The organism is Acetivibrio ethanolgignens, from assembly GCF_001461035.1.
Classification (GTDB): Bacteria; Bacillota; Clostridia; order Lachnospirales; family Lachnospiraceae; genus Velocimicrobium; species Velocimicrobium ethanolgignens.
Genome location: NZ_LNAM01000034.1, coordinates 1 through 3,902, shown reverse-complemented (window position 1 = coordinate 3,902; position 3,902 = coordinate 1). Strand labels below are relative to the sequence as shown.

Genomic DNA, 3,902 nt, shown 5'->3' with positions numbered 1-3,902 from the left:
CCAAAAGCGGCTCCTGCCAGGGTTCCGACCACTTTTCCCACCCACTTGTCATCTATGTCGAGGTATTTTTTCAGTTTCTCTGTTCCGGCAGTTCCCAACGTTCCCTTGGCCAGACCGGCTAAAGCGTCCAGTCCTAAGTTTTTCAGATCAACCTTTCCCGTAGCCAGATAATCATCGACTGCGCCAAACAGCATTGTGCCTCCTATCTGGGAGACGAGATTCGCCACCTTGGTCTTGGGACAGATCCCATCCCAGAAGTCCATTGCTTTTCTGGCAAGCTTCTGGACTTTTGACGCTTCTTCCATCCTGGAGAATGCCCCCTCGACAGCCTTTCCCGAAACCACGTCAAACACCATGTCCGTAATCATGGATGTGGTATCATAGGCTGCCTGGTTGCCGCCAAAGACCGTATCCCGCAGGAAGTTTGCCGGCCTCGACGCATCCATGGCATTCATCTTGCTGTATCCGTCCAGCCCCTCGGCGATATCCGCCACTGCAAATGTCGCCTTGACTCCTGCCGCGATGGCAAACGGCGCCGCCATTCCTCCCGTTGCCACGGTCAGGGCGGTCAGGCCCACGACCGTCGCCAGGCTTATCACGCCGCCCACGATCTTGCTCTTGCCCTCCTGCTTCTTCGTGATCATGTCTTCCTTGACCGCATTGTTTTCTGCCTCACGAGCCTCCCCGTCAGCCGCTTCCAGCTCACTCAGCAGTTCATCTCCGGAGGGGACTGCCGCCGGGGAGGATAGGCATACTCCCACTGGGAATCACTCATCTTGAATCCTTGTGCCATCATTCCCTTTGCTTTCTGCTCACTCTCCACCATGCTGGAAATGACTTTGGCGACTGCAGGTCTCCACTGCTTGCCATTGCCAATATCAAGATACGGTTCAGCTACAAAATGAAGAACGATACCCCTTTCATGACAGAACCTTGCAAAAGTATACACCTGACGCACAGATTCAAAACGATTACAGCTAACGGTATAAACTACATCTCCACTCTGCAGAACCGATGTAAGTTCACCAAGACTTCCAGCATAATAAATGTTATTGCCCGAATCTTCTTACTTCTGAAAAACACCTTTGTTGTCTCATCATCCAGTGATGATATAAATCCATAAATCATAAAAGCCAACCTCCTTTTGTTCTTGGTTAACTTATGCCTATATGCGTCATACTGAAAACAGTCTGTATGTTTCCAAAGTTCCTTAAAGTCAGCAGGAAATGTTCAATAGATTTGTTTAAATTTATACACCTTTTTCATCTTATTACTTGATACCACACCTCATACTTCAGAAAAACACGCAAAAATCGGGAATAAGCAAAAATTCAAATGCTGTGACAAGAGAAAGAATCTGCGGATTTATGGAACTATACAGTATCGGTGGATGAGCAGGTTGTTGAAGATATTAGTTGATTTGATATTAGGAAAATCAGAATGAATCGAAACAGAGGTGTGATGTTAGGATGTGCGGATTAAGATTGGAGAATTTCGATGGTATCAGATACAGATAGTTTCAGATTACTGGGGATTATCCAGCATTGTCTAAGTTGTCTGTATTCATGAGACCTCAGCGAATTATTTGTAAGCTATCTGTGAATGTCATAATCCATCTTGAAGTGAAACTTAATTACGAAAAAATCTTAGAAAATAGCTAGATTTCTAAAGTAAAAAGGGCTTCTGTAATATCTTTGATATCAAAATCAAAAGAATCCGATACCGTCTTTATGACAAAAATCTGTATGTGATTTACCGCCTTTTGAAGCAATATTTGAGTCGAAATTACCGCTTTTCAAACGGAAATTTTATATAATTCTACCGCTCATAATAGAAAAATACTTCTTTCGCAACAATTTATTATAAAAGGATGCATACCTTAATAGTACGCATCCTTTTCGAGATATAGTTGTTTTATTTTTCTGGATTAATAGGTTTATCTAAGAATTTCATCCAATCCGCATTCCCCATTAATCGGTCTATAATATGATGTCTATCCCATGCTGCAACTACCTCTAAATCTTTGCACTCCTCATACGTACATGGTTTTATTTCTCCTTTATAATAGAGTGACCCTGTCTTTGTAATCGCATCAACTACACACTGTGGAGGTGCCCATGCGTCTTCTTCTGTTATAAACTTCCTATTACCTACAATCTTCCATTCACCATCTTGCAACAAATCCTTATATACCCCAACAAAAAAATCATAGTCTTCTGTATTGGGTAATTCTTCAATTGAGGTACATCTTTTTTTGTAAATGGCTAATGTATATTCTCTGTATAAACGTCCATATGCATTTTTGCCATTTGGTAAAGGTATCTCATAAATATCTCCTAATCTTAATCTCTTTTTTCTCATTTTATCTCTCCAAATAATTCTTTTGCTGCGTTGATATATATTTCCTTTTTCTTATTGTTAGAACCAATTCCGTTAATTGCATTACCTGATGTACCACCAACAGATTGTGCATGACCATTTGCATCAATAAGCATCTGTTCACGTCCCCTAATAGCATTATAATTTGTTGAAGTTTGGTCTAACTGAGCAGGTAAAAAACCTTTTTCATTCATATGATGATTTGCATCTCTCCTTCTAACATTTTCAGCTGGTGTACCATATCCACTTGTTCTACCTGAATATACTTCCCCTGTTACTGGATTTTTCTTAGTATAAGTCTGATATGTTTTTTGCTTTGAAGATGTACCACTCTTACTACCATACTCTCCTGTGCCATTTCCTCCCTCACCTGTCTCTTCCTTACACAGTAGGTTAGTTTTAGCCTTGTACCCGCTCGGATCATAGTACACCACCGGATTGTTCTTACAGTACGCATACAGGTTCAGCCCATCCCCACGGTACACATCCTCCTGCACAAACCTTCCCAGCACCGGGTTATAAAACCTTGCCCGCAGATAGTACTGGCCGCTTTCCTGGTCATACTGCTGTCCCGTGTAGAGGATTCTGTTTGGGAGCTCCTCCCGGCTATTTTTGATTACGCCAAACGCATCGTACTCGTACTGGTTTTCTATCCCCCCGCTGCTTCCCGTGATATAGGCAGTGCTGTTCTGCTCGTCCAGATGGTAGTAGTGGTAGCCGCTCTTTTCCCGGTTCCAGCCTGCCGCCACCCCGTACCCCGGAATATAACGGCTTATCGTATCGCCGTCCGGACTGCTCTCTGCAAGCAGTTCCCCGTTATGGTACGAAAAAGTTGTGACTGTTCCGTTTTCCACTGTTCCGGCGCGCAGGTATTCTGCGTCATACTGGTTTTCCAGACGCTTTCCGTCGGGCATGGTCACGGCTGTCTGCTGGTGGAACACATTGTACGAAAATACCGTTGTTCCCTCTGCCCCGGCTGCTTCCAGCAGGTTTCCCTGCCGGTCATAGCGATATGCCGTTTTCTCTTTTTCTGAAAAGCGGCAGATCAGCTGGTTTTTCCGGTTATAATGGTACTCCTCCGTTCCATTTTTATCCAGCTTTTTCAAGCGGTTTCCACACCGGTCGTACACATAGGAGGTTTCCTCCCCCTGGTAAGTCTCGCTTACCAGACGGTCCATAGAATCATAACGGTAGGATACCGCCAAATCCGTCAGGCTGCCACCGGAAAGCAGGCAGCTTCCCTGCTTCAGGGTACGGTTCCCATTCAGGTCGTATGCATACCGCAGGTCGGAGATGGTTTCCCCGTCCTCTCTCTGAAGGTGCCGATGGATGATATTCCCCTCCGTATCGTATTCATAGCGGGTGCAAAGGCCGTTGCCATGATGGATTTCTTCCAGTTTGCCACCAGCTGTGTGGGTATACGCCGCAATTCTCTGTCCGTTCTCATCCCTGATTTCGGACAGTTTTCCACGCCAGTCGTACTCATAAAACACCGGCCTTCCGCTGGCGTCGGTCAGGCTTTC

4 protein-coding genes and 1 pseudogene are annotated in these 3,902 nt (G+C 44.8%); all 5 read right to left on the bottom strand.

The window, feature by feature from the left end; translation table 11 throughout:
- Positions 1 to 644, bottom strand: a pseudogene (locus ASU35_RS02805) (hypothetical protein); the annotation flags it as partial.
- A gap of 62 nt (positions 645 to 706) precedes the next feature.
- Positions 707 to 949 carry a hypothetical protein gene (locus ASU35_RS19075; RefSeq protein WP_147525346.1) on the bottom strand — a complete coding sequence of 81 codons (243 nt, stop codon included), beginning with the start codon at positions 947 to 949 and terminating at the stop codon, positions 707 to 709.
- A 41-nt stretch (positions 950 to 990) separates the two neighbouring features.
- The gene (locus ASU35_RS19070) at positions 991 to 1,128 is read right to left on the bottom strand and encodes a hypothetical protein (protein WP_156059339.1); all 138 of its coding nucleotides are present in this window, start codon (positions 1,126 to 1,128) and stop codon (positions 991 to 993) included.
- A gap of 786 nt (positions 1,129 to 1,914) precedes the next feature.
- Entirely contained in the window at positions 1,915 to 2,361 is a 447-nt protein-coding gene (locus tag ASU35_RS02800) for an Imm26 family immunity protein (protein WP_058351575.1), read from the bottom strand.
- On the bottom strand, positions 2,358 to 3,902 hold a 1,545-nt coding region (locus tag ASU35_RS02795; protein WP_278278039.1), incomplete at its 5' end, for an RHS repeat domain-containing protein. The genes ASU35_RS02800 and ASU35_RS02795, both read right to left, overlap by 4 nt.

What these genes read in the sequence shown, in the direction of transcription:
- ASU35_RS02800 (WP_058351575.1), bottom strand. Translation starts at nt 2,361, where the DNA reads ATGAGAAAAAAGAGATTAAGATTAGGAGATATTTATGAGATACCTTTA.
- ASU35_RS19070 (WP_156059339.1), bottom strand. Translation starts at nt 1,128, where the DNA reads ATGATTTATGGATTTATATCATCACTGGATGATGAGACAACAAAGGTG.